Origin of the sequence: Paenibacillus etheri (assembly GCF_001012825.1) — a bacterium.
Lineage (GTDB): Bacteria > Bacillota > Bacilli > Paenibacillales > Paenibacillaceae > Paenibacillus_AQ > Paenibacillus_AQ etheri.
On sequence record NZ_LCZJ02000026.1, the window covers coordinates 301,378 to 324,941 of the forward strand.

The following is a 23,564-nucleotide window of genomic DNA, read 5'->3' on the forward strand; positions in this document are numbered from 1 at the left end:
ATGCGCTCTCCCACCTAGGGGTATTACACTACCATATTTTTAAAACAAGTCATTGATTCCTTAATCTACAGATGATCAGTTAGGTATGAATCCTGTGCGTTCTAATTCTTTATTTCCTGTGAAGTGATGATATGTAATGGCTTCCGCATCTTTTGGTGGAATTTCATTATCAAAAATAATAATCTGACAGTCGCTGGAAGAGGCAGCTAACTTCTTAAAAAAGGATTCCTTAATACTATGATTGACCTCTTCGTTTTTCCATTTTTGCTCTTTGTCACGTTCTTTATACGTGGTTAATGGAGAGTCTAAGATCACGAACCCAGGATGAGGAAGCCCACGGCTAAAACAATATTCCATTATTGATAAAATAAACGCTGAATTTATTATTGCTCTAGCACCTTTTCCATACGATGCTTTTGTTTTTTCTGCAACGATAACATCATTTGTTTTTTTATTAAATACGACTTCATCCTTATTGTCGATTAAGCCCCAATTTCCAAGGAATATCTTAATAATATCGCAGAATTCAGTCATCAAATCATCGGATAGTTTCTTGATTTCAAATTTATTAGTATCTGATTTTGTGTTGTTAATTCTGTCGGTAAGTTCTACAATACGATTTGTCATATCAGTTAGCTTATCTCTACTTTTTTGAATTTCTTTAATATCGTCTCTAATTTCTAGATACTTTTCATAATCAGATATCTTACTAGAAATAAAGGTTGATTGTTCACTTAATAATCTTTCCAGTAGTTCGATATCTTTTTGTTTACTCTGTATTACTCCAACGTATTCTAATAAATCATTGTCAAAGTCTAGAATAGTATCATCTAAATCAGAAAGGTGAGCTTTTAATTTCTGCTTTTCCTTATCTATTGCTATAAAGTAAATCTCCTTTGTTCTATCATTATCTTCATTATTATCCATTGAAGAACTACACACTGGGCATTTAATATTGACAAGTTGATCAATGTAGTTGTGTGACTGATCTATAAAATCCAGTCTTTCGATATCTGATTCATAGTTCTTTTTTAACAAACGGAATTTTGATAAGTTATCCTTTATTCTTGATTTTTCAATCTCCAGCAGTCTATATTCATCTAGTACTAATTTGTGATTTTTCTCATGTATTTCAATTTGTAATTTATATTCCTTAATAACAAGTTCCATTTCAGTTAATTTATCATTAACATTTTCAACATTACTATCTGCTACTGACTTTTCCATCTGAACAACCTTAATCTTTAATTCATTGCATAGAAAGGAGAGTTCTTCAATTCTACCTCTAAGCTGAGCCTTTTTTACTTCTATGCTTTCAGATTTATCATGTTTTTTATAATCAATGCCTGATAATATTGTGAAAAAAACCGCTATTTCTTTAGGCGAATTTGAATCACGTTTTGTATCCCCAAGAAATATCGGTGAATTACGTTGGGCAATCCTTGAGTCATTTAACATCGTCAAAGAGACAAATTTTCTAAATGTAAAAGCCTCTGTTTCCCCTTTAGATGTTGATTTCAATATGTATTCATAACTACAATCACATAAACTCATAAGCTTTGATGATAAGCTATTTTTAGCCTTAGAATCACTTGAAAGAATTTCCTCTGACACAGTGCTAATATGATAAATATCAGAAATATAATAGTATATCTTAGTTTTTTTATTCTCATCCAGACTTCTTTTCAATGTAATATCTTGACCTGACTTTTTATCAATGAACTCTAAAAGTACAATATCATAGCCAATGGACTCTTTCGGCTTTTCAGGGACATCAGTACCACCCAAAATATAATTGATACATTCGTAGGCAAAGGATTTCCCTGTATCAGATGCCCCTGCAACAACGTTTAACCCCTTGTTAAGGGTTAATATGGCATCTTCTTTTCCAGGACCTTGCAGTACTAATTTTTTTATAATTATTCCAAACTTATTCAACCTTAGCCCCCCCTGAATTATATTCTTTTTCAAATTCTCCCTTCCATGAGCCTATGTTTTTATTAATATATTTATAAATTTGGACATCGGAAAAATCAGAAAACTTTTCGTTTACCACAGAGATATTTCTCTTTAAATGTTCGACATATCCATTGGAAAATAATTTTACAAAAGGATCTGTTATTTGATTCTTTTTATAATAAATCCCACTTTTTGTGTATTTGATATCCAATAACCCTTTAGAAACCAACAACGTCAGCCCATTATTAATAATATTTCTTCGAATCGCTATTTCAGAAGAATGATTTGGATTATCTGGATGCAAGCTGATGTATTCGTTATCAATATCGCCTAAATGTAAAATAAAGTAATCATAATACATTATTCTCTGTGAACTCATTCGTTTGTTGCATATTGATAGAATAAATAATATTCTTGTACCCACTTCTTCAGGTGAATTAAATATTTTAGTCTTGGGTGTTATCATATATCCAATTCATCTCCCCATCATTAACCAGCTCATGACATATACCACTTTTCTCCATTACATTAATGGCTCCTAATTCAGAACTGCTTATAGGGAGAATCTGAGATCTTGATATAGTTTCATCAACACGTTTCAAGTCACTCTCATGTTTCGTCTCACACGTTGATATGACTCCGTGAAACACTTGATTTTTAACACTATCATAGATATCATCATTTATTAATTCATCACGAGCAAATCTTTTTAAAGCTTGTGAATTATGAAAACACTCTCTCTGGCGCTTAAAATGACTATGCAAATTCCTCTTTGTTTTAAGGTTATCTATATCCTTAATAGGCATGTTCTCTTCATTAGAGTAAACCTGCAATAATTGGTCGACATATTTCATTCTTAACTCATCAGCTTCAAGTTCCTCTTGAGGTTTATCAACTTTTGGACGTTTCTTCAATCCACCACCAAAATGATATTTGTACCATCCGGTTTTAGCAAACTGCTCAAGCAAAGTTACAGGTGCGATTTCAGCGACTATAGAAAAATCAAAATCTTGTATATATGTCTTCAATTCAGGAGACAAGGGTAATCCAGAAGATAATATTTTTCTTTTTCCTGCACAGTATTTACCCCAAGTATCAATCAACTCTTTATTTATTTTAGTTGGATGTTCGACTAGATCTCTTAGATCTTGCCCAATACCATTGCTCGCGACAATAAAGTATTTTCGGGGTTTATTGTATTTTCCAATCATTGTGTAATAGCAGAGCTTTCCAAATTCACTCATGTAAACTGACGGAGAAAGAGGATCTTTATATCTCTTACACTGAAAAATATCAAATTTTTGCATGGAATCATCAAGATAAGCAACAATATCGCGTCCTGAATCTTTAGAACCACCTATTTGAGCAACACTTTTATAGTTATCAAATTGAGTTAAGTAGCCAGATGCCCATTCGCATGCTATATCTTCAAACTCGCCAGCTTCAATAATTCTCAGGCGAACCAGTGGATCAATTGTAGTATCAAATATTCGACTAGTGTCCCTAAGCTTGTCTGGAACGGACACAGGAAATGTTTCCATACAGAAGTTATTCCACTCCTTTTAAATCAAAATTGATATAAAAGATTAAAATCAAGCATCTATTTAACGGTCTCTGGTAACCTAGTAACTAAGTCTATTTACCTAATATTAGCACATAATGACATTGGAGTCTTCCACAGTTAAATAAATCAGGAAGGAACACCTTTTTTTGTCGAACTAGTCCCCATCATCATTATTTTTAGCATTCAATGATGACTAAACAATAAAAAGCTCATGCCGCGAATTAGGCATAAGCATATTAATTAAGTTTGTTATAATGTTACAGTATTGTTCGTTTAAATACGATCCCACCATAATTTAGTAGGGGTCATTCTTATGTAAATTATAAGCACCCCGTTTTTGTTGCTTGAGCATTGTGTGTTAACACCCTGCCCGTATCAATCTGCATGTACTTTTCTGTTATTGTATTTATGCCCATAACACCAACAAACTGACTGATCTTCAGTTTAAAGTCAATTTCGATCCTATCTCGATGAACAGTTACTCGGTTGATATTAGTTGAAATTGAATACGAAAATCTTAAAAATAATGCCGATATAAAATAAAGGAGTGGAGTGAAGGACTATGTCCATCACTCCACTCCTTTTAAATTTGCTTCTTCTCGTATCCTGTTAGAAATCTCCTAATTATTAAACACTTCTTATGTTACATTTAATGTGTTCCCAACCAATATTATAAATATAAAGGAGAATCAGTTCATGGGACTATCACTTCAACAAGCATTAAAGGAAGTGTCTTTATCGGAGGAATTAAAGAACACAACAGAAACGATCTTCAACATATTCTTAGATCGCGATATTTCTATAGATAATTTAAATCCTAGTATTATTCGTTTAGTTTCAATGTGTCTCAATAATAAGCAATATTCCGTCGTTGGCAAGATCCAGGATTCTGTAATCAATGGAACTTCAAACACCGGGGCTCAGCCTGTCGCTGGATATCGTTTTGAGGATATGGAAGGTAATCCGTATAATCTGAGATTAGAAGATGCACTGACCATAATAAGACTGGGTAAAGTGATTAATGCCAAAGAGAGCTTTACGAAACCTTATCTAACAGGTATTAATGTCGACTTAAGAACGTTACCACATTACATAGTAAATCCTAGTGAGCTCTTTAATGAAGCAGAATGGAAAATACATCTTGAACACTTGAGTGATCTTAGAAAGCATCTGGAATAGCATTACATGAGATGGAGATTAATTGGATTAACCCTCCTCTCACCCATTTTCACTCATTATAAAAGTGTTACTAAATGCAAAGAAACGGCATTTCTGCCGTTTCTTTTAGGATGGACTCTCAGGGGCTCGAACCCTGGACAAATAGATTAAGAGTCTACTGCTCTACCAACTGAGCTAAGAGTCCATATTATGGTGGAGAATAACGGGATCGAACCGATGACCTCATCGCTGCCAGCGATGCGCTCTCCCAGCTGAGCTAATTCCCCACAATAAATCAACTTGCAATTTCTATGGTAGTGTAACCACCCATACCTGGACTCCCAGCTGAGCTATGGCCCCAAACGTAATTTTCAGATGTATGTAATCACACATTCTAAAATTTAGTTCGGTGTATTCAAGTCATTCTGACAAACTCAAGCGCCATAGGCGACTCCTATATAATATAAAAAATCGCCTTCGCTGTCAACACTTTTTTTAGTCATTAGACTAGCCACAACCCTACAATCTGTCCAGATCCCCAGTGCTCTTAGATAGCAGACCCTTCAGTTCCTTCATAAACATGTTAATGTCCTTGAACTGGCGGTATACGGACGCAAAGCGAACGTAGGCGACTTCATCTACTGGATAGAGCTGTTCCATAACCAATTCACCGATCTGTTGGCTCTCCACCTCAGCTACGGCGATACCGCGTAGGGATTTCTCCACCTCAGAGACGATCTTCTCTAGACGTTCTACAGAGACGGGGCGTTTCTCGCAAGCACGGATTAAACCACGCAGAATCTTATCACGGCTGAATTCCTCGCGGCTGCCGTCTTTTTTGATCACGATTAACGGTGTTTCCTCGATCATTTCAAAGGTTGTAAACCGTTTGCTGCAACGCTCACATTCACGCCTGCGGCGGATGGACTTATTCTCATTCGCTGGTCGCGAGTCGAGCACTTTAGTATTGGTGTGATCGCAGTAAGGGCATTTCATAAGCTTCATCACTTCCTATTACATAATGTTTTTTGTCCCGGTATGTTAAACATCCGGCTTTTAAAAGGCTATTTCTTTTTTTCCAGAAATCACCGTTTTTTTATTGTAATGATTATGGCAAGTCCGGCACATAATACAGTTACCAACAGAGGAGGTGAACAGCAATGAGCCAAAACAACAGCTCCAATAACCTTGTAGCTCCAAATTCCCGCGGTGCTTTGGAACAACTTAAATATGAAGTTGCCCAAGAACTCGGAATCACGCTTTCCCCAGATGGTTACAATGGCAATAAAACTTCTTATGAAAATGGTTCGATCGGTGGTTACATCACTAAACGTCTTGTAACCCTGGCAGAACAACAATTGGCAGGTCAATTCAAATAACCTGTCCACATAAGCTTACTGAAAGAAGTATTAAACGACTCACAGGTCGTTTAATGCTTCTTTTTATTCATAACACGGTTTTAGAATTCATTGTAAATATCCGTGTACTGATCATAGTAATAGTTGACGCGCTGTACATAATGACGGGTTTCACCAAATGGAATATCCTTAATCGTGGCATCCGTTCCATCCCAGATCCCCTCATCCAGCCATTTTTGAACTTTACCCGGTCCAGCATTATATGCAGCGATAATCGCTGTACGTTTACCTTCGAATTGACGGGATAATGTTGAAAGATACCAAGTACCTAGTTCAATATTTGCTGATGGTTCATGCTTTAGCTCCTCCATAGATACATCAGGAAGCTTGGCCTTTTCAAGGGCCCATTTGGCGGTATCCGGCATAAGCTGCATTAAACCTATAGCACCTTTTTTGGATTCTCGTCCAGTTTTGAAGTTCGTTTCCACTCGGATAATCGAAGCCACTAGAAATGGGTCTATATCGTACGTAATGCTGTGCTTCCGGATCTCATCTTTATAATGGATCGGATAAAACCAGGACATCCAGTTCGTACTCAGAAACAATATCGCAGTAAAACCAATGAATAACAGAAGAAGGACTCTTTTTTTACGTAACCATTTCATGATAAGCCCAGCCTGTCCCAAAGAACAGCAACCTGTTGCTCAGTGTGCGCAAGTTCGCCACTGTTGTCAATGATATAGTCCGCTTTGTTACGCTTCGCTTCAATATCCATCTGTGCATGTAAGCGTGCTTCTGCTTGTTCTAAAGAAAGTCCGTTACGTTCCATTAATCGAGCGATTTGCACTTCACGAGGCACGTAGACCACCAGTATTTCACGGAACATGTTCTCGAGTCCTGATTCGAAAAGAAGAGGGATATCCACAATTATTAACTTCTTTGGATCTTCTTCCTCCATGCTGTTCATACGTTCTTTAATCTCCCGCCGGATTGCAGGATGCGTCAGATTGTTCAGGGCTTGCAGGGCCGCCGGGTCTTGAAAAACAATGTCCCCCAGCTTGCCCCTATTCAGTGTGCCATCCGGAGAGAGGATCTCGCTTCCGAATTGTTTCACAGCCGCAGCCAGCACCTCATGACCGGGGAGCATAACTTCTCTGGCGATCACATCCGCGTCAACCAGCCTCGCTCCCTTGCTCACAAGCAGTGCGGACACCGTGCTTTTTCCGGATGCAATGCCTCCGGTTAAGCCAATAATCATGTACTCACCTCATAATAGCTTCAGTATTCCCATTGTAATTAATAATAACGCGGGTAGTGCAGCAGCATGCTTCATCCAGTAGTTCCCGGCGAATCTTAATCCGGTCTTCATGCCCAGCAATAGAAATGTACCACTAAACAGAGCAATTGTAAGTGATGTCCATATCGGATTGAACCCCAATAATGCTGCGCCAAGTCCAGCTCCAAAAGCATCTAGGGAGAGGGCAATCCCAAGCAGAATAGCCTCCATCGAAGAAATACTTCCGGAATCATCCATATCCGCAGACGACGGAGTACGTAAGATCTGTACAACAATCCCCAACCGTCGTAGTTCAAGGGAAAAGACAGCAGACTTTACCTGCTCAGGAGCCATGGCAACATGTTCTTCAACATCCTCAGTATCAACAGCTACCTCTGCCCAAGCTTTTGTGGATAGCACATTTTCTTCACTATCTACTTTACGTTCACCAGTCTGTTCCTTCTCTTTCTGCATTAGCATCTGGACGAGGGACCAGCAACCCATTAGCACGAGTATAACAGCGCCAACCTCAGAAGCTGCATGTGGAGACACTACCTTGGCAAGCAGAACACCCACTTGCATAGATACACAGATAACTACCCCCGAACAAAGCGAGATAATCAGAACGGAGAGCAATGGTATTTTCATTTTACGCAGTCCATATGTAATACCAACGCCAAAACCATCCAAACTCAAAGCAAAAGCTAGTAATATTAGTGAAAAAAATGGGCTGAGCACCCGCAATCCCTCCTGTGAAGAACCGGAACACTGAAGAATACACTTCATTCAGCTTCCGTTCTCTATTAAGCATTCTTCACACAGTATATGGGCGGGACAAGTAGTGGGTGCCAACCTAATTACTTCTTCAGTTATCTGCCTTACGCTGACAGCTTGGACAATAATGCGTGCCGCGGCCACCTACAACGGTTTTCTCAATCATCGTTCCACAGTGATTACACGGCTGATCTTTACGACCGTAAATCAACAACTGTTGCTGATAAGTGCCGCTCTCCCCTTGACCATTCACATATGATTTTACAGATGAACCACCAGCGTTTACCGCTTCCGTCAGCGTACTGACAATAGCGTGATGTAGCTGATCAAGTTGCTCATCCGAAAGATCTTTAGCGCTGACTTCAGGATGTACCCCTGCACGATGCAACGTCTCATCTACATAAATATTACCTATGCCGACGATATATTCCTGATTCAGCAGCAGTGATTTAATTTTTGTGCTTTTGCCTGATACAATCTGCTTAAACTTCTCCGGCGTAAAGGATGGCTCCAGCGGCTCCTGTCCTAGCTTATTAAGAGGAGGCAGCTGGAGGTCTTCACCAATCTGAAAAAGATGCATCGTACCAAACTGACGAACATCCGTGTAGCGCAGCTCAGAGCCATCGGTAAAATGAAATATCACATGCGTATGCTTGTCCAATGGATCCTCATTCGAAAAAAGTCCGTAACGGCCTTCCATCCGTAAATGAGATACCAGCACCAGACCATCTAACACGATGCGCAAAAATTTCCCTCTTCGTTCAACATTAACAATACTATGACCTGCAAGCAGGTTGGCAAAAGCCTGAATATCATCCGGCCGCTGAATAATCCGGGCCAACCGGACGGTTACACTCTCTATCTGCTTTCCATTAACTAAATCATTCAGTGTTCTCTTGACTGTCTCTACTTCCGGTAATTCCGGCATGATGTCTTCACCTCAACTACATTATAGCTGATATGCACACCTTAAAGGGAGCCTATTTCGCTTCGTACCAGTTGCTACCAAAACTTACCTCTGCTTTCAGCGGCACAGATAACTGCAATGCTCCACCCATTATTTCCGGCAAAAGCGTCTTCATGAGCTCCATCTCATCCTCTGGCACCTCAAATACAAGCTCATCGTGCACCTGAAGCAGCATACGGCTCTTTAGCCCACGCTCAAATAGCGCCTTATCCATGTGCACCATCGCCAGCTTAATAATATCAGCGGCAGTTCCTTGGATAGGTGTATTCATTGCCGTACGTTCCGCAAAAGAGCGTAGATTAAAGTTCTTCGCATTAATCTCAGGCAAGTAACGACGGCGTTCCAGTAGTGTGGTTACATAACCATGTTTCCGTGCTTCCACTACGATATCGTCCATATATCGACGTACGCCTTGGTATACCTCAAAATACTGCTCAATAAATTGAGCGGCTTCTTTGCGGGGAATATTCAAGTTCTGTGACAGACCATAATCACTGATTCCGTACACGATACCAAAGTTAACGGCTTTGGCAGCACGACGCATGTTACTATCAACCTGATCGGCGGTAACTCCAAATACATCCATCGCTGTCTTCGTGTGAATATCCATATCATGAAGAAAAGCTTCTTTCATCCGCTCATCACCGGAGATATGCGCCAGCACCCGTAGTTCGATCTGCGAATAGTCCGCCGCCAGAATGGACCAGCCCGGTTCGGATGGAACAAACACTTTACGGATTTTACGTCCTTCTTCTAAGCGGATTGGAATGTTCTGCAGGTTCGGAAATTGGCTGCTAAGCCGTCCTGTCGCGGCAATCGTCTGCCGATAGAATGTATGCACCTTCCCTGTTTTCGGGGAAATTTCCTTGAGTAGCCCCTCTACATAGGTGGATTGCAACTTGGCAATCGTGCGATATTGTAGAATCAAACGTACCACATCGTGATACGGTGCTAGCTTTTCCAGCACCTCTGCGTCTGTTGAATATCCGGTTTTTGTCTTCTTGACGACAGGAAGACCCAGTTTTACAAATAAGATCTCACCCAGCTGTTTTGGTGAATTCAAATTAAACTCTGTGCCACAAATTTCATAAATTTCGGTGACCAGCTTGGAAATCTGAGCTTCGAATTCTTTTCCTAACTCTTTAAGGTCTCCTTCATTGACTGCAATTCCCTGTTTCTCCATATCCGCAAGAATACGTGATAAGGGCATTTCCAGATCTTCGAACAATCCGGTCATCGCCGTTTCAATCAATTCCTGCTGTTGTTTCTGGGCGATGCCAAGTACCGCAGCACTCTTACGTGCAACGTGATTCCCTAGGATTTCAAGCTCAGGAATCTTATATTTGGCACCTTTACCAAATACATCTTCATCAGGAGACAGGCGTGGCAAGCCGTATTTAGTGGCTAGATCGTTTAAGTTCTGATTAGCTTCCGTTGGATCTAGCAAATAAGCTGCCAACTGCACATCATGGGCCGCACCTGCAAAAGCAATTCCTTGCCAATGCAGTGCCAAATCAGCACGGTGAAGATCATATCCGCTCTTCGGAGCCTTCTCGTCCCCTAACCAGTCGCGCAGCTTCGCAGCCGCTGGTTTCTGTAATAATTCAAACGGCACATAATAATGCCGCTCCAGAGAAGATAGCCCTACCCCGATCACCTCGGCACGATGCGGATTATCACCATTGGATTCCACATGAAGCGCCGAAATACTAGGCAGCGCTTCACTTAGCGCCTCAAGTTCTTCTTCACTCACGATCGAAATATCAAGTGTAGCTGCCTCTACTTCCACTGCACCCTCTTCTCCATCAGCAACTGGAGCATAGGCACTAAGGGACAACCTTTCCAGAAGTGATTTGAATTCTAACTTAGCAAGGGCCGGTCCTGCTGTATCCGCAGAAATTCCGTTAAAGACCATATCTTCCCACGAATGCTCAAGAGGCACTTCACGATAGATGGTCGCCAGCTTCTTACTCATTACAGCGTCTTCCGCATGAGCTTCCAGCTTTTCTTTCATTTTACCTTTAAGCTCACCTGTTCCTGCTAATACACCTTCAACCGATCCGAATTGATGCAACAGCTTGAGCGCTGTTTTCTCACCCACACCTGGAACGCCCGGAATGTTATCACTCGCATCACCCATCAGTCCCTTAAGGTCTATGATCTGCTCTGGTGTTAGGTCATATTTCTCACGAATTTGTTCTGGCCCATAAAGCTCGACCTCAGTAACTCCTTTACGGATCAACGCAACGGTCGTGTGTTCGGAAGCCAATTGAAGCATATCCTTGTCTCCCGACACGATCATAACCTGGCGGCCTGCTTCATCTGCTTGGCGCGAAATGGTTCCAATAATATCATCGGCCTCATAATTACCAATTTCAAACTGCGGTACACCTAAATTTTTGAGCAAATCTTTCAGCAGTGGAAACTGCTCCGAGAGCTCCGGGGGTGTCTTTTGCCGACCGCCTTTATAATCCTCATAACCTTCATGCCGGAATGTGACTTTCCCTGCATCGAAGGCAACAATCATATGTGTCGGCTTGTGTTCTTCAATTAAACGGAGCAGCATCGTTGTGAATCCGTACACCGCGTTCGTCTGTTGCCCTGCTGTATTCGTTAGCGGAGGCATCGCGAAGAAAGCGCGGTAAATAATATTATTTCCATCTATAAGTATCAACTTGTCCATAGTGCACCTCGCCTTTTTCATGCTTACTCCTTACATCTTAACATATGGCCTGTCCAAGTAGAAACGGCTATACAACAAGTAGCCGTCCTAATATAAGGACGGCTACTCAATTTACCTAAAAATTAACAAAAGATGTGAAAGTGCAAGTAATGGAGGAGAGGTTTGGAACTGTAGGAGCGAAGCACCCGCCTTTGTCTCCGGATTTCAACCGTAAAAAGCGGTATAAAATCAAGAAATCTGGAGACAACAGCGGCCGAAAGTCCAAACATTCTCCGCAGTTACGACAAGTACCAAACATCTTTTGAATAAAAACTATTCATTCAAATCTGGACGACTACCGGTAACCAAGTAAACTACGCTTTCACCAATGTTAGTAGCATGATCGCCAATCCGTTCGATATAACGACCTACCAGCGTCAATAACATAGCTTGGGATACTGTATCTGGCTTTGTTACCATATAAGAATACAACTCATTGATCATCGCACCATACAATTGATCGACCTGATCATCATCCTGTGCCATTTTATAAGCTAGATCAGTGTTCTCATCCAGGTAAGACTGTATAGCCTCATCGATCATAATCGTCACGATTTCAGCCATACGTGGAATGTCTACAAGTGGCTTAATCAACTGCTGGCCTTGAAGTCGCATGGTCGCCTTAGCTACATCAATCGCCAGATCACCCATGCGTTCCAAATCGCTTGATATTTTGAAGGCAACGATAATGCGGCGTAAATCCTTAGCTACGGGCTGCTGCGTAATAATTAAGCGTGAGCCAATTTCCATGATTTTATCTTCCATGGCATTCAACTGTAGATCCGCTTCAACAACTTCCTGTGCGAGTGTTGTATCTAGATTTTGTAATGCATTAATTGCACCTTCAAGAGCATCCTTAACATGCTCACCCATTTGCTGCAGCAGACTGCGCAGCTCTTCTAAGTCTTTATCAAATTCTTTTCTGCGAATCATAATAAGAGCGATCCTCCTCATTAACGTATGGTCAGCTTGCCATTTCCAGGGACGAACACCCTTTTACAACTGATCAGCCGAAACGTCCGGAAATATAATCTTCAGTGCGGGAATCTTTAGGGGTCGAGAAAAGCACCTTTGTGTCCGCCGCCTCTACAATTACACCATTTAAGAAAAACACAGTTCGACCGGATACACGTGCGGCCTGATGCATGTTATGAGTTACCATAACAATGGTATACTCACTTCTTAGTTCCTGAACAAGCTCTTCTATCTTGAGTGTGGATACAGGGTCGAGCGCAGAGGTTGCCTCATCCATAAGCAGAATATCAGGCTGTACCGCTAACGCTCTAGCAATACATAACCGTTGCTGCTGTCCACCAGACAAGCTAAGGGCAGATTTCTTCAGAAAATCTTTCACTTCCTCCCATAGGGCGGAGTGACGCAAGCTTTTTTCTACGATCTCATCCAGCTCACTTTTGGAACGGATGCCGTGTAGACGGGGACCGTAAGCTACATTGTCATAAATCGACTTAGGAAAAGGATTCGGCTGTTGAAATACCATACCGACCTGCTTACGCAGGCTTTCCACCTCTACCTCATCACTATAAATATTTTTGCCACCGATGTTTACTGTTCCTTCTATACGTGTGCCAGGAATCATATCATTCATACGATTCAATGTGCGAAGCAACGTGGATTTCCCGCAACCGGAAGGTCCAATAAAAGCAGTGACCTGTTTCTCCGGGATTTGCAGATTCACATTCTTCAGTGCGTGGAACGACTCATAGTAGAGATCAAGATTCTCTATGTCAATGATGGATTTCATTAGTGTTTACGTCTCCTTCTCATCATCTTCGATCTCCATGATAAGCTTTTAGTGTAAATACAGTTGGAGAGAAATGTTAACGCAATGTAAAATCAGTGAGATGAATGGATCCACATCACAGTATTTCCCCAGAAGCCAACTAGTACTCCAAGCATTTCTTATTTATGAAAAGTATAGAAAAAATAGAACTCCAGTCACTCTAAATGACCGGAGCTCTCTTTTTGTTAACCACTAATTTATAACCTACGCCTCGAATCGAATCGATATGAACGGATTCCGGATCCAGCTCAAGCTTTTTACGAAGCGAACTCACATGCACGTCCACCGTACGCTGTCCACCAATATAATCAAAGCCCCATACAGCATTCATGAGATCATCTCTCGTCAACACAACCCCTGGCTTACGAGCCAAATATAACAGCACTTCGAACTCTTTCGGCCGCAAGTTAATACTATGACCACCGAGGGAGACCTCATATCTCTCAGGGTAAATCTCTAATTGACCTAAAATAATGGTAGAAGCAGAGATAGGTGTTTCTGTCGGTGCTTCCTCAGCAAGTCCAGAAATCCTCCGAAGTACAGCACTTACTCTAGCAAGCAGTTCGGAGACGCCGAATGGTTTGGTTATATAATCATCTGCACCTGATTTCAGCCCTCTAACTACATCTTCTTCCGCATTTTTGGCGGTCAACACAATAATAGGTGTACGGATACCTTGTCCACGCAATTTATCAAGGATGTCAATGCCATTCATACCTGGCAACATCAGATCTAATACGATCAAGTCAAAAGGTTCCCTCGTCGCACGATCATATCCTGCCGTACCATGATCCTCAACTGTTACCTCGTAACCTTCCTGCGTTAAGTTATAGGACAGCAGCCGGGCCAGTGTCGGTTCGTCTTCAATGACAAGCAATCGTTGAGCCATAGGTTCCCCCGTCTTCCATATAGTTTGATTTTTACAAAACAACAACAAAACAATCATATCACCATAATGTTAACTTGGTGTAAAATCGATAAGGTGAATTTACAAAAATCTAATCCACCTTTTCTTCCTGCAACAGCGGCAACTCAATAATAAATGAGCTTCCGATCCCCAGATCACTTTTAACGGAAATCACACCATGATGCAGATCTACCAAGTGCTTTACAATAGACAGTCCCAGCCCAGTTCCACCGGAGCTTCTGGATCTTGCCTTATCCACCCGATAAAAACGTTCAAATATACGCGGCAGATCCTTTTTGGGAATTCCCATCCCTGTATCGGTAACGGTAAATTGGACATTTTCAGAACCATCTGGCTTCAGTATATTCTTAACATAGACTTTTACGCTACCCCCCTCATGCGTGTAATTAATCGCATTGGAGAGCAAATTCATAAAGATTTGACGCAATTTATCCTCGTCGGCCTCAATGAATAGCTCCTCAGGAACCTCTACGTTAAGACTAATATTTTTCTTCTCAGCCACTTTGCTAATAGTTCCCAGCACGGAATCAAAGAATTCAATGATATGAACAGGTGAACAATCAAGCTGCACACGTTTAGATTCGATTTTAGATAATTCCAGAATGTCACCAATCAATCGATTTAAGCGTTCGTTCTCATCATAAATAATTTGCAAGAAGGAACGGGCTGTCTTCTCATCCTTAACCCCACCACCCAGCAAGGTCTCGGCAAATCCTTTAACAGCGGCAACCGGTGTCTTCAATTCATGGGATACGTTAGCGACAAATTCACTTCGCATCCGCTCCAGGCGACGAATCTCTGTTACTTCCTGCAGCAGGAAGAGCATGCCTCTATACGTCCCATCCTGGATCATAGGTACTGCGTCCATGCGTACAATCCGCTCTCTCGGATTATAAATACTTCGTTCTTCATGGAGCGGTTCTTTATTCGATACCCCTTCTTCAAGCAGACGAGTCAGCTCATAATGACGCTTTAGCTCTTTGTACGAATGACCCGCCATTTCACTGTTGCGAACATCCAGCATGTGCTCCGAAGCTCGGTTCAGCAGGGCAATTTCTTCTTCCGCATTGATCATTATAATGCCGCCAGTCATATTGTCCAGTACGCTTTGCAGCAAATCCTCATTATCACGAATGGTCTTGAGCTGAGCCTGAAGACTGTCAGCCATGGCATTAATCGCTGTTGCCAGCTGCCCAACCTCATCTTTGCGCTTCAAATGGACTCTTGCATCATAATCAAGATCAGTAATACGCCGTGCGACTCTCGTAATTTGTTCAAGCGGTGAAGTCATGCTCGATGCCACTTTGTAGCTGACAATAGTTGCTGACAGGAACAAAATAACAAGCCCCCCAGCCATTATCATCCAAGCACGATTAAGCCCTTCCGTTACTGCATCCAGTCCCATCGAGACCCGAATGTAACCGTCAAAACCCTGATCTGAGGTCACTCGCTCAGCTACATATAGCATCTCGCGATCCAAAGTTTCGCTGTACCGAATGGCTCGTCCGGTCCCTTCTTTAGCCGCAACAATCTCCTCTTCACGATCGGAGTGATTGTCCATCTCTAGAGGATTTTTCTCTGAATCCCCTAAAACTTTACCTGACTTACTGATAAAAGTAATCCGGGAATCCAGAAGCTTAGCGATATGCTCTGCCTGCTCCGTATAGTACGGAATGGCATTGGAGGCATCCATATCTACAAATTCTAATGTACCTGCGAGTAGATTTATTTCCCGGGACATGTTCTCTTCGAGAGCAGCTATATGGGAGCTCTTAAATAGATGAGCCATCGTAAATCCAGTGCCAATCATGGAAATACCGATTAAGGCCATAAGTATAAACGTAAGACGAGCGCGAAACGGTTTCATCTGAAGTGTGCCTCTCCCTTTTTCATTGTATCTTTTATCCTAACTTCATTTTCATCAAAAAACCAGTGCTACTCTTTTCGGGACATAAATCCCTACTATAATAGATTATATAAAAATAACAGCCCAGGTTGATTATCTCTGGACTGTTACTTTGTATTACTTTTGTAAAATATCATGATTTTATTCTATGCAGGTTGCAAGAAACCATTGATTGCCCTGAGTATCTCTAACGCCCGCTCCTCTTTCCCCATAAGGCTTATCCAGTGGTTCTTCAATGATGGATGCCCCGGCATCCAAGCACTTACGAAAGGTCTCATCCACATTTCTTACGTATAGATGAATAGCGAGCTGTACCGGTGAATATTTCTCATTAGCTTCGGAAACCTCGATGATCGAATCCCCTATTCTAAGTTCTGCATGTCTAATCTTTCCTTCATCATTCCGCAGCATATCATTAATTCTAGCATCAAAGCAGTTCACAACAAAATCAATCAATTGATCTGCACCATTGACGATGAAATACGGGGTAACGTTAAGAAGACCATTTCTAATATAATGTGGTACCATTCGTCGACCTCCTTTAGACAAACATAAACGCCTTCAGCATCCCAATATAGACACTAAGTGATTATGCGAGAAATATAAGGATAATTTAGAGCAGGGGACATATAAATTCTTATATTTTGATAAAACCGGAGAAAAAGCCATAGCAGAGGAAGTCCCCACTTGATGACTTATTCACCGGACTGTAAACCAACTTATTTAAACACGGGCTCTTTGAATTGGGTTAGTTTTGCTGCGGAATCTTTCTCTACATCTGCGTGTAGACTGTTGCCATGGGCATCCATTGTAACAATAGCAGCGAAACCATCCACATCCAAATGCCACATTGCCTCAGGAATGCCAAATTCCATGAAATCAACAGCATTTACTTTTTTGATGCATTCCGCATAATACTGCGCAGCTCCACCAATCGCATTGAGATATACACCCCCGTGTTCCTGAAGGGCTTTTAACGTTTTCGGACCCATTCCACCTTTTCCGATGACGGCACGAATTCCAAACTTTTTAATAATATCGCCTTGATAAGGCTCTTCACGGATACTCGTAGTCGGACCTGCTGCTTTCACATGCCAGCCTTCCTCATCCTTCATCATTACAGGACCACAGTGATAGATTACAGCACCGTCCAAATCCACCGGAGCATCATGATCCATTAGATATTTATGCAGTGCGTCACGACCCGTATGCATTTCACCGGATAAAATAACTACATCTCCAACTCGCAGACTCCGGATATCCTCTTCACTAATCGGCGTGGTTAGGCGTACTTCGCGAGATCCAGTAGCTGCATTGTTGTTTTCACCTGCACTTGCAACTTCTGGTTCCGATGCCTGGTCCCTTCCATCATCCACCGAAATCCCTGTACCACTCTCGTACAACCAGTCCTCTATATTGCCCGTTAACGGATCAACCAGCACGCCTTGGCGGCGGAACGCCCAACAGTTATAGGCAACAGATACGAAAAAGCTGGCTGGCAGACGATTCATAACGCCGATCTTACAACCAAGCAGCGATACTTCCCCGCCAAAGCCCATCGTTCCTATGCCCAGCTTATTAGCATTCTCCATGATGTAGTCTTCCAGCTTGCTGAGATCCTCTATTGGATTAACATCCTCCACTTTGCGGAATAGCTGCTTTTTAGCCAGCTCGTAGCCAGTCGTGCGGTCTCCGCCGATCCCAACGCCAATAAAACCAGCGCTACAGCCTTGCCCTTGTGCCTGATAAACGGCATGTAGAATGCATTTTCGGATTCCGTCCAGATCACGACCTGCTTTGCCCAATCCTTCTAATTCCGCTGGAAGGCTGTATTGAATATTTTTATTCTCACAGCCTCCACCCTTCAGAATAAGTCTAACGTCTATTTTATCCTCTTCCCATTGTTCAAAATGAATGACTGGTGTACCTGCTCCCAAATTATCTCCGCTGTTCTCACCTGTCAATGAATCTACAGAATTGGGACGAAGCTTACCATTCTTGGTCGCCCGTACGATGGCGTTATGAATATCTTTTTTCATCTCAATCTGATTGATTCCCACAGGCGTGTGAATAATAAATGTAGGCATTCCCGTATCCTGACAGATCGGTGACACTTGCTGCTCAGCCATTCCGATATTTTGGGCAATCGTAGTTAAAGCAAGACCTGACCGGGTAGCTCTGTCCTCTAGCGCGCGCCCCTTGGCAACTGCCCGGCGTACATCACCCGGCAAGTTCGTGGACGTCTCTACAATTAGATTATAAATGCTGTCTTCAAAATGCTGCATATTCATTCAAGCTCCTCTCAGCAGATCCAGATTATCTAAAGTCTGATACAATTAGTATAATAATATCATACCTAGCACCGCATGAAAGGGGTTACTTTAAAATTGAACTACCATTTTTCCGCCTATTTATATCGGCTTCAATATATTCAGCGCTGGAGCCTTATGCGCAGCACCGCACCCGAGAACGTTGCTGAGCATTCTTTTCATGTTGCCCTACTCACACATATGCTATGTTCCATTGGTAATGTTCATTATGGACGTACATTAAACGCCGAAAGAGCAGCAACTATGGCTCTGTTTCATGATGCCAGCGAAGTGTTCACAGGTGACATTGCCACACCAGTGAAATATAATAACCCTCGCCTACTTACCAGCTTCCGCGAAATGGAAAGAATTGCTGCGGAACGCTTGACCGGTATGATTCCTCCCGAGCTTCAGGGCATTTACACGCAGCTCATGCAGCCGGAAGACAGCTCTCCCGAGTCGGAAGACGTCCTGCTTCATAGCTACGTTAAGGCAGCTGATCGACTGGATGCCTACTTAAAATGTGTGTGGGAGGTTGCTGCGGGCAACCGTGAATTCGCAGCGGCGAAAGAGCAAACAGCTGCGAAGCTACGCGGACTCGGCTTACAGGAAGTAGATTATTTCCTCACTCATATGGCTCCGAGCTTTGAAATGTCGCTCGATGAACTCTCTGCCGGAAACTAAATCCCAAGATCAATACAAAAAGCTCTAATTCGCTAATCCTGAATTAGAGCTTTTTATATAAAGATCTAGGTTTCTACCCGTTTACGACCTCGCCACCATTTACATGAATAATCTGACCGGTCACATAGCTCGAATCGTCAGAGGCTAGATACACAAAAGCTGGAGCCACTTCCTCCGGCTGTCCCGGTCGCTTCATGGGCTGCGTCCCACCGAACTCACTAACCTGCTTCGCATCAATAGTAGATGGAATAAGCGGTGTCCAGATTGGACCCGGAGCAACACCGTTTACCCGAATTCCTTGCTCCGCCAAATTCGTAGATAAGGAACGCGTGAAGCTCAGAATGGCTCCTTTCGTTGACGAATAGTCCAGCAATTGTGGACTACCACGATAAGCGGTAATCGATGTCGTATTAATGATAGCAGATCCTGCTTTTAGATGAGGCATAGCTGCTTTGGTCAAATAAAACATCGCAAAAATATTCGTACGAAATGTACGCTCTAGCTGCTCAGACTTAATATCCTCGATCTTAGCTTGTGGATGTTGCTCCGCCGCGTTATTGATGAGAATATCCAGTTTCCCGAGGCCCTCTACCGTCTGTTTAATAAGATCTTTACAGAAAGATTCCTCACCAATGTCACCAGGAATAAGAATACATTTTCGACCTTCCTGTTCTACCTGACGTTTAGTCTCCTCTGCATCAGAGTGCTCATTCAAATATGAAATGACTACATCAGCACCTTCTTTTGCATAAAGAACAGCAACTGCCCGCCCGATACCGCTGTCTCCTCCGGTAATAAGCGCCGCCTTATCTTGCAATTTACCTGCTGCCTTATAATTAGCTGGCTCATATTTGGGCAACGGCTTCATTTCACTTTCAATTCCTGGCTGATGATGCTGTTCTTGCGGGGGTAAGGTTTTCGTAGCTTGCTTGTCGTTTGACATAATCCTTGCTCCTCTCGTTAAGTAATTGATAGTTAACTGATCGTCTTAGGATGGCTCAAGCGTATACGTTTATACACCGGCTTTATCATTTTTTAAAATTGCTGTATGAAAAGTTACTTACCACAATGCAGGTAGAATCAAACAATCCGAAGTTTTTTTGAACACAAAAAACCCGCCTCCATTAGGGAAGCGGGCTCATAGTGGTACAGATTAAATAATGTCGTTAAATACCATGAAGAATACCATAAGCAGCAATGACACGGACAGCAGCGCACTAAGCGTACGCAATTTGCCTGTTTCTGCTTTAACATCACGGTTCTCACGAATTCCAGCAGCAGCAAGACGCAGAGGCTTGCTCATAATACCACCAAGCGCAAACATTGCTAGCAACAATACAACGATAATGATCATCCATGCTACAGAATATTCACCCTTTGTCATCATGTAACCACCTGTAAGTAGTTGGATAACCAAACCGTACTGTGCAAAGCGGTTAAATCCAGTAACTGCACTTAGCGTACCTTCTTTAGCTGCAGGCGACAATTTTTCAGCACGACCGATAATGAAAGGCAGTACAAGGTAAAATCCTAGTGCCAGCGTCCCGATCATATGTAAGAAAAACAAAACGTTCCAATCCATATCATATCTCCTCCAATTTAACTGTGATAATAGTTACATTCAATTATACCCATAATAATGAAATAAGAAAAGCAACATTGGTGTCCATTCTTTGAAGTTGTTGATAATAAAAGAGAGAGTCCTTAAGCCACTTCACGGCCTCCGGACCCTCCCGTTACATTTGACACCATCTACTTAGATAATATAGCTGTTACGCCACGTACGGACTCAGCGGACTTATCCAAAGCCGCTTTCTCCTCCGCCGTAAGCTCCAGTTCAAAGATTTTCTCAATCCCATTCGCACCAAGAAGAGCTGGAACGCCCAGAAACAGATTATCATAACCATATTCGCCTTCAAGCAAGGCAATAACCGGAATGATCCGTTTCTTATCCTTCAAGATCGCTTCCGTCATCTGAACTAAAGAGGCTGCAGGAGCATAATATGCACTACCATTTCCTAAAAGATCAACGATTTCCCCGCCACCCACACGTGTACGCTTCACAATCTCCTCGATACGATCCACAGGAATCAATGTATCGATTGGAATGCCACCAACACTAGAATAACGTACGAGCGGTACCATATCATTGCCGTGTCCGCCTATTACGAAACCACGTACATCTTCAACGGATACGTTCAGCTCTTGTGCAATGAATGTGCAGTAACGGGCTGTATCCAGCACGCCGGATTGTCCGATTACGCGATTCTTAGGAAAGCCTAGCGCTTCAAAAGCTGCATAAGTCATCGCATCTACCGGATTACTCAAAATAATTACGATAGATTCAGGCGCTACATGTCTTACGTTCTCGCATACCGACTTCACAATCCCTGCATTGATATTCACAAGATCGTCGCGGCTCATCCCAGGTTTACGGGCAATCCCTGCAGTGATAATTACAATATCAGAATCTACAGCATCTTCATAACTTGAGGTCCCTATAATATGACTGTCGAATCTCTGCACAGGACCTGCTTCTTGCATGTCAAGCGCCTTCCCCTTGGTCGGGTTCTCCATTTGTGGAATATCGAGCAGCACAACGTCACCAAGTTCCTTTTGGGCTAACATAAGAGCTGTAGTAGCGCCGGTAAAACCGGCGCCTACCACTGTAATTTTATAACGCTTGATTGCCACAGATTCGCCTCCTAGAAATGATAAAGGTAAGGCTAATGTTATCTGGAAAATCTAACCTATAGGTGGTTAATAATTTCGTCTGCAAATGCGGAGCATTTCAGCTCAGTTGCACCTTCCATCAGACGAGCAAAGTCATAAGTCACGGTCTTATTGTTAATAGCAGTTTCCATACCTTTATAAATCAGGTCCGCTGCTTCCTGCCAGCCCAAGTGCTCCAAGAGCATTACGCCAGACAGAATGACAGAACCAGGATTCACAACGTCTTTATCTGCATATTTAGGAGCTGTACCATGGGTAGCTTCAAAGATGGCGTGGCCAGTAATGTAGTTAATGTTCGCTCCAGGAGCGATGCCGATGCCGCCGATTTGTGCAGCCAGTGCGTCGGACAGGTAATCCCCGTTCAGGTTCAACGTAGCAATAACATCGAAATCAGTTGGACGAGTCAGAACTTGTTGAAGTGCGATATCCGCAATAGCATCCTTGATAATGATTTTGCCAGCAGCTTCAGCATCCTTCTGAGCAGCATTAGCAGCAGCCTCACCATCACGTTCCTTAATCACATCATATTGACTCCAAGTGAAGACCTTATCTCCGAACTCTTGCTCAGCTACTTCATAACCCCAGTTTTTGAAGGCACCTTCAGTGAACTTCATGATGTTTCCTTTGTGAACTAGTGTTACGCTCTTACGTCCGTGCTTGATCGCATATTCAATTGCAGCGCGTACCAAGCGTTTCGAACCTTCGGAGGATACCGGTTTGATACCAATACCAGAAGTTTCAGGGAAACGGATTTTGTTAACACCCATCTCTTTTTGCAGGAATTCGATTACTTTCTTCACTTCATCAGAGCCTTCTTGATATTCAATCCCTGCATAAATATCTTCCGTATTCTCACGGAAAATAACCATATCCACCAGCTCAGGACGTTTAACAGGGGAAGGAACACCTTGGAAATAACGAACTGGACGCAGACAAACGTACAAATCCAATTCTTGACGCAAGGCTACATTCAACGAACGAATACCGCCTCCGATTGGAGTAGTGAGTGGTCCCTTGATCGCCACAAAATATTCGCGGATAGCTTCGAGCGTATCATTTGGCAGCCATTCACCATATGTATTGAAGGCTTTTTCGCCAGCAAATACTTCGTACCAAGCAATTTGCTTAGTGCCACCATAAGCTTTAGATACTGCTGCATCAAGTACGCGCTTGGAAGCTTTCCAAATATCACGGCCTGTGCCGTCACCCTCGATAAAAGGAATGATTGGATTATTGGGAACTTGTAGTTTTCCTTCTTTAATCGTGATTTGTTCGCCTTCTGTAGGTAGATCGAATTTTTCTAGTTTCAACATTTGAGTGTATTCCTCCTAAAGTTTTGTGGGATTTAAATAGCATTGACAAGCATCGAACAAAACTCTCATCAAAATTAAAAGCAAAAATTTAAAACACTAATGCTAGGGTTCA

22 protein-coding genes and 2 tRNA genes are annotated in these 23,564 nt (G+C 42.3%); 3 read left to right on the top strand and 21 right to left on the bottom strand.

The genetic code is table 11. The features are described 5' to 3' along the window. Window positions 1-75: 75 nt before the first annotated feature. From UQ64_RS16465 to UQ64_RS16475, 3 genes are read right to left on the bottom strand one after another with little or no spacing between them, the layout of a single operon-like run. Window positions 76-1,938: a coiled-coil domain-containing protein gene (locus UQ64_RS16465; RefSeq protein ID WP_060624522.1), complete on the bottom strand. Its 1,863-nt coding sequence runs from the start codon at window positions 1,936-1,938 to the stop codon at window positions 76-78. Continuing rightward, on the bottom strand, window positions 1,931-2,425 hold the full coding sequence (locus UQ64_RS16470) for an ABC-three component system middle component 2 (protein ID WP_156417580.1): 495 nt from the start codon (window positions 2,423-2,425) through the stop codon (window positions 1,931-1,933). The genes UQ64_RS16465 and UQ64_RS16470 overlap by 8 nt, the downstream gene beginning before the upstream one ends. Then, a complete protein-coding gene (locus UQ64_RS16475; protein WP_060624524.1) occupies window positions 2,406-3,500 on the bottom strand; it encodes an ABC-three component system protein in 1,095 nt (364 codons plus the stop codon). The genes UQ64_RS16470 and UQ64_RS16475 overlap by 20 nt, the downstream gene beginning before the upstream one ends. Before the next feature lie 719 nt (window positions 3,501-4,219). On the opposite strand from UQ64_RS16475, the gene UQ64_RS16480 reads away from it, so the two are divergent. Further along, entirely contained in the window at window positions 4,220-4,702 is a 483-nt protein-coding gene (locus tag UQ64_RS16480) for a hypothetical protein (RefSeq protein ID WP_060624525.1), read from the top strand. A 111-nt stretch (window positions 4,703-4,813) separates the two neighbouring features. On the opposite strand, the gene UQ64_RS16485 is transcribed toward UQ64_RS16480, so the two are convergent. The 3 genes from UQ64_RS16485 to nrdR form a co-directional block, all read right to left on the bottom strand. After that, window positions 4,814-4,886 (bottom strand) — tRNA-Lys (locus UQ64_RS16485). A 6-nt stretch (window positions 4,887-4,892) separates the two neighbouring features. Continuing rightward, a tRNA-Ala gene (locus UQ64_RS16490) sits at window positions 4,893-4,968 on the bottom strand. 232 nt (window positions 4,969-5,200) lie between these two features. After that, the gene (gene nrdR, locus UQ64_RS16495; RefSeq protein WP_042126015.1) at window positions 5,201-5,677 is read right to left on the bottom strand and encodes a transcriptional regulator NrdR; all 477 of its coding nucleotides are present in this window, start codon (window positions 5,675-5,677) and stop codon (window positions 5,201-5,203) included. A 164-nt stretch (window positions 5,678-5,841) separates the two neighbouring features. Between nrdR and UQ64_RS16500 the strand changes: the two genes are divergently transcribed. Beyond that, on the top strand, window positions 5,842-6,060 hold the full coding sequence (locus tag UQ64_RS16500; RefSeq protein ID WP_060624526.1) for an alpha/beta-type small acid-soluble spore protein: 219 nt from the start codon (window positions 5,842-5,844) through the stop codon (window positions 6,058-6,060). Between the two features lie 80 nt (window positions 6,061-6,140). Here UQ64_RS16500 and UQ64_RS16505 read toward each other — a convergent pair whose 3' ends face one another. From UQ64_RS16505 to UQ64_RS16555, 11 genes are all read right to left on the bottom strand, one after another. Beyond that, window positions 6,141-6,704 (bottom strand): lytic transglycosylase domain-containing protein, encoded by a 564-nt coding sequence (locus UQ64_RS16505; protein WP_060624527.1) that lies wholly within the window; start codon window positions 6,702-6,704, stop codon window positions 6,141-6,143. Beyond that, window positions 6,701-7,297 (bottom strand): dephospho-CoA kinase, encoded by a 597-nt coding sequence (gene coaE / locus UQ64_RS16510; protein WP_060624528.1) that lies wholly within the window; start codon window positions 7,295-7,297, stop codon window positions 6,701-6,703. The genes UQ64_RS16505 and coaE overlap by 4 nt, the downstream gene beginning before the upstream one ends. Before the next feature lie 9 nt (window positions 7,298-7,306). Next, entirely contained in the window at window positions 7,307-8,053 is a 747-nt protein-coding gene (locus tag UQ64_RS16515; protein WP_060624529.1) for an MntP/YtaF family protein, read from the bottom strand. Window positions 8,054-8,180: 127 nt separating this feature from the next. Further along, window positions 8,181-9,017: a DNA-formamidopyrimidine glycosylase gene (gene mutM / locus UQ64_RS16520; RefSeq protein ID WP_060624530.1), complete on the bottom strand. Its 837-nt coding sequence runs from the start codon at window positions 9,015-9,017 to the stop codon at window positions 8,181-8,183. 52 nt (window positions 9,018-9,069) lie between these two features. Next, window positions 9,070-11,739 carry a DNA polymerase I gene (gene polA / locus UQ64_RS16525; RefSeq protein ID WP_060624531.1) on the bottom strand — a complete coding sequence of 890 codons (2,670 nt, stop codon included), beginning with the start codon at window positions 11,737-11,739 and terminating at the stop codon, window positions 9,070-9,072. A 312-nt stretch (window positions 11,740-12,051) separates the two neighbouring features. After that, complete coding sequence (gene phoU, locus UQ64_RS16530; protein ID WP_060624532.1) at window positions 12,052-12,711, bottom strand: phosphate signaling complex protein PhoU; 660 nt, start codon at window positions 12,709-12,711, stop codon at window positions 12,052-12,054. A 73-nt stretch (window positions 12,712-12,784) separates the two neighbouring features. Beyond that, on the bottom strand, window positions 12,785-13,540 hold the full coding sequence (gene pstB, locus UQ64_RS16535; RefSeq protein WP_060624533.1) for a phosphate ABC transporter ATP-binding protein PstB: 756 nt from the start codon (window positions 13,538-13,540) through the stop codon (window positions 12,785-12,787). A gap of 199 nt (window positions 13,541-13,739) precedes the next feature. After that, window positions 13,740-14,468, bottom strand: coding sequence for a response regulator transcription factor (locus tag UQ64_RS16540; RefSeq protein ID WP_042125998.1), 729 nt, complete (start codon window positions 14,466-14,468; stop codon window positions 13,740-13,742). Window positions 14,469-14,577: 109 nt separating this feature from the next. Continuing rightward, window positions 14,578-16,374 carry a two-component system histidine kinase PnpS gene (pnpS, locus tag UQ64_RS16545; protein ID WP_060624534.1) on the bottom strand — a complete coding sequence of 599 codons (1,797 nt, stop codon included), beginning with the start codon at window positions 16,372-16,374 and terminating at the stop codon, window positions 14,578-14,580. Window positions 16,375-16,554: 180 nt separating this feature from the next. Beyond that, on the bottom strand, window positions 16,555-16,941 hold the full coding sequence (locus tag UQ64_RS16550; protein ID WP_082651170.1) for a VOC family protein: 387 nt from the start codon (window positions 16,939-16,941) through the stop codon (window positions 16,555-16,557). 191 nt (window positions 16,942-17,132) lie between these two features. Continuing rightward, a complete protein-coding gene (locus UQ64_RS16555) occupies window positions 17,133-18,698 on the bottom strand; it encodes a fumarate hydratase (protein WP_060624779.1) in 1,566 nt (521 codons plus the stop codon). A 102-nt stretch (window positions 18,699-18,800) separates the two neighbouring features. On the opposite strand from UQ64_RS16555, the gene yfbR reads away from it, so the two are divergent. Beyond that, entirely contained in the window at window positions 18,801-19,406 is a 606-nt protein-coding gene (yfbR, locus tag UQ64_RS16560) for a 5'-deoxynucleotidase (RefSeq protein ID WP_156417581.1), read from the top strand. A 73-nt stretch (window positions 19,407-19,479) separates the two neighbouring features. Here the strand turns inward: yfbR and UQ64_RS16565 are convergent, their stop codons facing one another. The 4 genes from UQ64_RS16565 to icd all read right to left on the bottom strand — a co-directional run bounded on the left by UQ64_RS16565 (window position 19,480) and on the right by icd (window position 23,452). After that, the gene (locus UQ64_RS16565; protein WP_060624536.1) at window positions 19,480-20,349 is read right to left on the bottom strand and encodes an SDR family oxidoreductase; all 870 of its coding nucleotides are present in this window, start codon (window positions 20,347-20,349) and stop codon (window positions 19,480-19,482) included. Between the two features lie 210 nt (window positions 20,350-20,559). After that, window positions 20,560-20,988, bottom strand: coding sequence for a hypothetical protein (locus UQ64_RS16570; RefSeq protein ID WP_060624537.1), 429 nt, complete (start codon window positions 20,986-20,988; stop codon window positions 20,560-20,562). Between the two features lie 170 nt (window positions 20,989-21,158). Further along, complete coding sequence (mdh, locus tag UQ64_RS16575) at window positions 21,159-22,100, bottom strand: malate dehydrogenase (RefSeq protein WP_060624538.1); 942 nt, start codon at window positions 22,098-22,100, stop codon at window positions 21,159-21,161. A 56-nt stretch (window positions 22,101-22,156) separates the two neighbouring features. Next, window positions 22,157-23,452: an NADP-dependent isocitrate dehydrogenase gene (gene icd / locus UQ64_RS16580; RefSeq protein WP_060624539.1), complete on the bottom strand. Its 1,296-nt coding sequence runs from the start codon at window positions 23,450-23,452 to the stop codon at window positions 22,157-22,159. Window positions 23,453-23,564: the final 112 nt, after the last annotated feature.